This is a genomic window from Microcoleus sp. M2_D5 (assembly GCF_036701935.1).
GTDB lineage: Bacteria > Cyanobacteriota > Cyanobacteriia > Cyanobacteriales > Microcoleaceae > Microcoleus.
Genome location: NZ_JAUBRP010000140.1, coordinates 1 through 6,882, shown reverse-complemented (window position 1 = coordinate 6,882; position 6,882 = coordinate 1). Strand labels below are relative to the sequence as shown.

The 6,882-nt window shown below is 50.2% G+C and carries 3 protein-coding genes; all 3 read right to left on the bottom strand.

Features of this window, described 5'->3' with window-relative positions:
- Positions 1–371 precede the first annotated feature (371 nt).
- Positions 372–3,140, bottom strand: coding sequence for a family 10 glycosylhydrolase (locus tag QUA50_RS28765; RefSeq protein ID WP_445243186.1), 2,769 nt, complete (start codon positions 3,138–3,140; stop codon positions 372–374).
- Positions 3,141–3,592: 452 nt separating this feature from the next.
- Entirely contained in the window at positions 3,593–6,331 is a 2,739-nt protein-coding gene (locus QUA50_RS28760; protein WP_333268705.1) for a DEAD/DEAH box helicase, read from the bottom strand.
- 11 nt (positions 6,332–6,342) lie between these two features.
- On the bottom strand, positions 6,343–6,687 hold the full coding sequence (locus QUA50_RS28755) for a hypothetical protein (protein WP_333298851.1): 345 nt from the start codon (positions 6,685–6,687) through the stop codon (positions 6,343–6,345).
- Between the last annotated feature and the right edge of the window lie 195 nt (positions 6,688–6,882).

The window sequence follows — 6,882 nt, the reverse complement described above, 5'->3', positions numbered from 1 at the left end:
AGGACGGGCGGGACGCCCATCCCACAATAACAATTAAAATTATAAGTTATTTAATTCGCGATCTTAATCAGAGTTTTTTCGTAACTACTGATACAGATCGCCCAAGCGCGATCGACCTAAGTCGAAATCATCTGAGATATTGCACCATTCTCAATTACTTATTTAGGAACAGGCCCTCGTAGCCTGTTCCACAAGAGATGAATTTTATTGTGGAACAGGCTACGAGGGCCTGTTCCACAACAAGTACATTTTATTGTGGGGAGTAGGGGTTGGGCAGGAGAGCCCGCCCAGAGAAGGGTTCCACACGAATGGTGCCATATCTAAGTTTAAACAAACAGTAGCTAACCAGCACACCCCCCAAAAATCTGTATTTACCTGCGATTCAACTCCATCCTTTCGCCGTAACGTAAAAGCATATCCAAACTCTCCAAACGATTCTGCCAAGTTTGCACCTGATAGCTATTTTCCGCAGAATGCAAGCGCATCGAAGATTGAAATTGAGATTGAAAACTCCCCAACAATCTTTTAGCAGTTGCTAAACTTTCTCTAGAAGGATTTGCCGCCAACTTGCTCAAAGCTTGCGCCAATTCATCGGCTCGACTTTGCAAAACTTTCAGTTCAGATTCAGACACCCGCAACTGATTGTTAGCCAACAAAAAACTCCATTCCTGCTTGAGAGCAGTATACCGCGAAGCCGCCGCGGCAAACGGCTGCCGGTAAGGAATCGGTTCCGCAGCAGAAGTGGAACGCACCGGCTGGCCTTGAGTGCGGTTAAAAAACCCCTGCATCCCGCTGCTGATACTTTCCACCGCAAAAATAGCATAGCCCCCAGTGGGCAAATCGCGCAAAGCTTGAATTTGGTCGATCGCCACAACTTCCGGGAGAGTCAACAGCTTAACCGAGGGAGAAATCAAAGCCGAACCCAGAATTTGTTCCTTTACCAGCGGTTCGGTGATGCGCTGAAGTCGGTTAGTATCCAAAGCATAAGTCATCGGCACAATCAAATCTACAATGCCCTGACGAGCCCAAACTTCCCAATTTTGCTGAATTTTGTAAATCCGCTGACTTTCCGGGTGCGGAAACACCGCCACCGACAGAATAGTGCGCGGATAATTCTGCCGCAAAAGCTGAGAAACTTCAGCTACAAAACTATTAATTTGATTAGTTTTAAACTCAACCCACTGCCGCCACAAACTGCCGTTTGTAGGGGAAATATTCACGGGATCGGCACCAGTCAACTGCCTAAATTGCTGCCTCGCCGCAATACCGTAACCGTAAGTAAAGTTCGCATTATCATCTTGAAAAGGATAGCGAATATAGTCTAATTGCACCCCATCTACTTTGTAGTTATTGGCAATTTCGCTGACTATTTGCAGCAAATAATTCCGCGCTTCCGGGTTCGCCGGATCGAGATAAAATTTACCATCATTAGGATTTTGCGTGCGTCCTTTATTGTCAATATTTGCCCACTGTGGATGAGCGGAAAGCACCGGGCCGGGATAAGAACTAGGCTGGCCAATTAAAGTATTGTGGCGCTTATTTCCTGTGGCAAAAACCCAGACCCAAGCGTGCAGTTCCATGCCTCGCTCGCGAGCTAATTTAACCGCAGATGCCAGCGGGTCCCAGCCAACAGTCAGGGGATTTTGTTGCGGTGCAACTTGACTGGGATAAATCGTATATCCGGCATTCAAAGTTTCAAAGAAAACAGTATTGATACCGGCGGAGGCTAGCCGATCGAACACTGCCGCCAAACCCTGTTCCGATCGCGCTGCGACGATCGTCCCGCGATCGAGCCAAACCGCCCGAATTTCCGCCCCAACGCGCGGCCCTTCCTTCGGGTAATTTTGCCACAGCAACTGCCGCGCTTCCACCCACTGCTTTCTCGCCTCCGCGTAGTTTTGCTCTTGCAGGAGTTGGTCAAAAGTTTGCAAAACCTGCCGCGCTTGGGCGATCGCCTGTACCCGAATGGCTTGCAGAACAGGGGGGCGACCGGCTGCAGGGCCGCCTCCGCCCTGTTCTGCAGCCACCAGTTGAGGGGAGGTAGCAGCATTGAGATTGATGGCGGTATTGGCTGAATTAGCTGCTGTCAGGGCGCTTTCAAACCTGCCCAAGAGGTTGGTGAGTTCTTGGCGCATCAAGTACGCTTCAATGCTGACGATCGGCTTATTGGAATTTGCCTGCACGTCCAAACCCGCCGGCGCAGACTGATCCGAAGGGTCTGTAAAAGTTGCAGGAACTGGATCGGGAACCGAGCCAGAGGGAGAAAGCCGGCTCAGCGGCGTAGTACGCGGCAAACTAGGGCTGTTTCTAGTGACTCTGGAGGGGGGGGTTGGCAGTGGGGTCGCGGCAGCCCTGGGCGGCGTGGAGGGTGCAGAAGCGATTGTGCCTCCCCAGCGGGCGATCGAGGCTTGGAGCCAAGCCTTATCTACATTTGCCGAACCGTCGCTACCCCAACGCCAGCCGAGGTAGGTAGCGCGATCGGTGGCGATGGCTGCGGAGGAACCGGAACTATCTTTCCAAGTAGCAATAGTTTGACTGTTCGCATCAGCCGGAATCAAGACACCGCCTTGGACTGAGCCATTTTTTTGTTCGGGTGGCACCCAATTGCTAGAAGTAGTGCAAGCCAGATCCCGGCAGCGGCTGCGCGGTTGTGGCGTCGCCGATTGGGTTAACGGAAAAGCCCAATAGGCCCCAAGGAGCGATCGCAAAGATTGGCGCACCAAAGCCGGGGAACTGCGGCCGACGGGGCCCGAAGCAATCAAGCGGCCGCCCTGGGATGCCCAAGCTTCTAAAACTTTAATGTGTGCGGGACTCAAAGTTTCAATGTTGGGCAAAAACAGCACATTAACGCCTGTTAAATCCGCCGTAGTTTTGATTTCTTCGAGATTGATTGGTTTGTAAGCAATGCCGCTTTCCCAGAGGCGCGTGGTAATCTTCACCCAGTCGGGAGAATTCTCGGAACTGCGAACTACGCCCAGAACTACTTCTGCGAAACTCGGAGAGGGAAATAGGATGAAGAGATTGAGTAATGTACTCGCTAGAGTGCCAATTAAGACTCTTTGCAAGAAAGTGAAAAAGCGAGTTTTTTTAGCCTGGGAGCAGGCATCCGGCAGTCGATCGGGCTTTTTGATTTGTTGCATCATAAATAGGAGAATTACCCAGCGCACCGTTTCGGAAAATTTCAATAACAATTAAGATCGATCGAGCGATTTTAGATTTTAGATTTTAGATTTTAGATTTGGGATTTGGGATTTGGGATTTAAATCTGGGTCTATTCCTCATGAAAGTTGACTGTTTGGACGTTTGAAAAATACCAATGCAACCGGAAACGATTTTAGATTAAAATCTGCGTGCATTTCGATTGAAAAACCCAAAATACAATTTATATCATGTCCGATCGATTGACCGTAATATCCCGGCCGGGCGGGTTTTTGAGATTGGAGATTGTTGGCAGATATTGGCAGGTTTACCCGCCCCTACCTGATGAAGGGTAATCGACCGGACATGATATTAGAGGCCGGACAGCTTACAGCCAACAGTCAACTGTCAACTGTCAACAGCCCACTGTCAACTGTCAACTGTCAACACTTTTCTAAGTTGCAGCTTCATTCACCGGAAATCTATCGATTAACTGCATCGCCCGACAAGCATTCCTCCGCAAAGAATCGGAAACATGAGGAACATGAGGAATCTGAGACAAGAAATCCAAAGTCCGGCGCAAAATCCGCACCACATCCCCTTCATCCAAACTCGTATGGCTAATCAGTTCCAGCCATTCAACACCCAGAGCCCACTGTTCAACCAAAGTCACTAAATCCCGTTCCAGCCAAATCGGAATTGCAGAATCGTGCTTGCGCTGCACTTGAAACAATCGGCGGCGCAAGCCTTTTTGCAGATTGTCCAAAGGTGCCAAAACTTCTGGCGACAGCGAGTAGTGAGTCCAACTGTCGGGCCTGGAAACTTCTGTAACTAAGGCCGCGCAAGCTGCAGCGAGGTGGTGGGGGTCGAGTTCGTCAAACTCGGCAGACATCAGGGACAAACCCAGCCACAGTTCGTTATCGCCGCGAATGGCGGCGCAAGCTTGACCCAAGATTGTGGGTACTAACCTACCGGAGGAGTCATCTCGGTTTACATTTGCCGAAACTACTCTTTCCAAGCAGCCAAAATTCAGCAAGATGTCGATTAAGTTGAGAAATTCCTCCCAGTAGCGAGCTCTCTGCTTTTCTAAGTCTTCTTCGCTTTTGCGAACTTCTTTTTTCAATTCTTCCCGGCGGCGCTGACGTTTGAGCAAAGTACCGGGATTGCCCCATTCTAGAACCGGGTGAATTTCTAGCTGAGCTTCTAGGGCTGCGATTTTCCGCTGTTGCTCGTGAGCCTCTGGGGTCGGTTCTGGTGTGGGCAATGGTGGGATCGATGCAGCAATTGAAGCAGTTTCTTCAGTTCCCAAGCGGCACTGGCCGAGTCTCAGGGGCATTTCCGAGGGCGGGTTCAAGGTATCTGCTACGCTCAAGCGGGGTAATTCGGCGTGCAGGCTAGCCACATCGCTAATGGCGACGACATACCAGCGGTTATCTTTGCCCAAGCACACCAAATTTGGTGCTTGGCCGGAACCTGCGACTTTGGCAACCAATACGGCGGGTACAGGAGTTGTGTGCGATCGTTTGGCTGTCGGAACGTGCTTGCCTTTGAGACTCAGAACCGTGCCGAGCACTGCAAAAGCCACAGCTACGGACATTTCCTTAAATCTGGCTTCTTCAGCTTGCTGCAATAGAGTTTTCAGCAAACGTTTGTCTTCTTTGAGTCTGCCCTGCAATTTTTCGTAATGGGCGAGGTTTTTTTCCAGGGTGGAGACATTTCCTCCGGCCGCTAGGGACTGTTCCAGCACTGCTAATTCTGTTTGCAGTCGGTCTAATTCTGATTGCTGGGGCTGCAAGTACAAGGTAGACAGGTATTGACCAAAACTCCGCTCTACCAACTCTTGAGCTTCGTCGAGAGTGTGTGTTTGCAGCAAATTCAGCACCATGCCGTAGCTGGGCGTAAACTGACTGGCGAGGGGGTCGGCTTTGGCTGTTGCCAAATAGGAGGCTTCTTTTGCGCCTTCAAAGCGCGTCTGAACTGCGACCACGTGCCCCTGCTTGTCCATGCCCCGCCGACCCGCCCGACCGGCCATTTGGAGGAATTCTGAAGCGTTTAGCAGTCGGTGTCCCTTGTCGGTGCGCTTGGACAGGGTGGAAATGACTGTGGTGCGGGCGGGCATATTTATCCCGGCTGCTAGGGTTTCGGTGGCAAATACGACTTTAATCAAACCTCTGCCGAAGAGTTCTTCTACTAAACCTTTCCAAGCGGGCAAAATGCCTGCGTGGTGGGCGGCGATGCCTTTTAAAAGTGCTTCTTTTTGACCGAAGCGTTCTGCTTCTGGGTTTCGCTGTAAAAAATCGTCAATGATGCGTTTGAGTTCGGCTGTTTCGGCTTCGTTAACTAGGGAGAAGTTGCCGACTTCTGCGACTGCTTGGTCGCACCCGCGACGGCTGAAGATGAAGTAAATTGCTGGTAGCATATCTCGATCGTCCAACCGGGCCAAAACATCGGTCAAACTCGGAGTGGGAATGCTGCCTCTTTCTACTTTTTGCCCCTTCTTTTTGGGGACTAACCGGACATTCGCTCTTTTGCCGGTCTCGTCTAGCAGCGGAAATATCCCTTTTTGGTTGGCGAAGTGGAATTGCAGGGGTACTGGCCGAAAGTCTGAGTAGACGAGCTCTGTGGGCCCGTGGACTTTGTTAATCCAGTCTGTGAGTTGCTCGCTATTGGCAACGGTTGCTGAGAGGGCCAGCAGTTGAATTTCGCTGGAACAGTAGATGATCGATTCTTCCCAGACGGTACCACGCTGGCGATCGTTCATGTAGTGACACTCGTCGAGCACGACGGTTTCGACTCCGGTGAGGGAAGTGCCGACTTCTCCGATCGGCGTACCGTAGAGCATATTCCGAAATATTTCGGTAGTCATCACCAAAATCGGCGCATCTCGATTGACGGAGATGTCGCCGGTGAGCAAACCTACGTTGTCGTCTCCAAATTGACTGCGGAAGTCGCGCAGCTTTTGGTTAGAGAGTGCTTTGAGGGGTGTGGTGTAGAAGACGCGCCGCCCTCTGTCGAGTGCTTGATGGATGGCGTATTCGCCGATTAACGTTTTCCCAGAGCCTGTGGGAGCGCACACGACAACGGATTTACCTGCATCGAGGGCGGCGATCGCCTCTCTCTGAAAGTTATCTAGCTCGAAGGGAAATATGGTCTTCAGATCCAGCTCTGGGCGGTTCTGGGCAGTGTCTGGCACAAGGATTATTATCAGGTTTCAGGGTAAGTATGCTGAAATCTTGCTGAAAGCAAGTCAGCAGAGGACTGTATTGATTTTAGACCAATGCCCGCAAATCGGCTATGAAGGAATAAGTCTGTTGGCTGTTGGCTGTTGGCTGTTGGCTGTTGGCTGTTGGCACAAGAAAGAAAAAAAATTTTGCCTTCTTCCCTCTCCCCTCTTCTCTGTTCTCTCTTCCTTCTTCCTTCTTCTTTCTCTATGATTCCGGTTATTTCGACTATTCCTGTGGTCTCGTTTAATAAAAATAGCTGTTGGCTGTGAACTTGGCTCAAGTGCTGCGATTTGTGGATTAAACCCAATACTATTCGACTACACATCACAGAATAATATGAATGTCAAGCTATTTTGATAAAAAGATTTGTAGGGGCGGGTTCACCCACAATATCTCACAAATACAAACAATCTAAATAAACCCGCCCCCTCTCCTCACCAATAACCTACATGAACCTTGATTTCATCCCATCATCCAAACGTATAGATTGATTTACCGTTGGGTGGGGGCGGGTTTACGA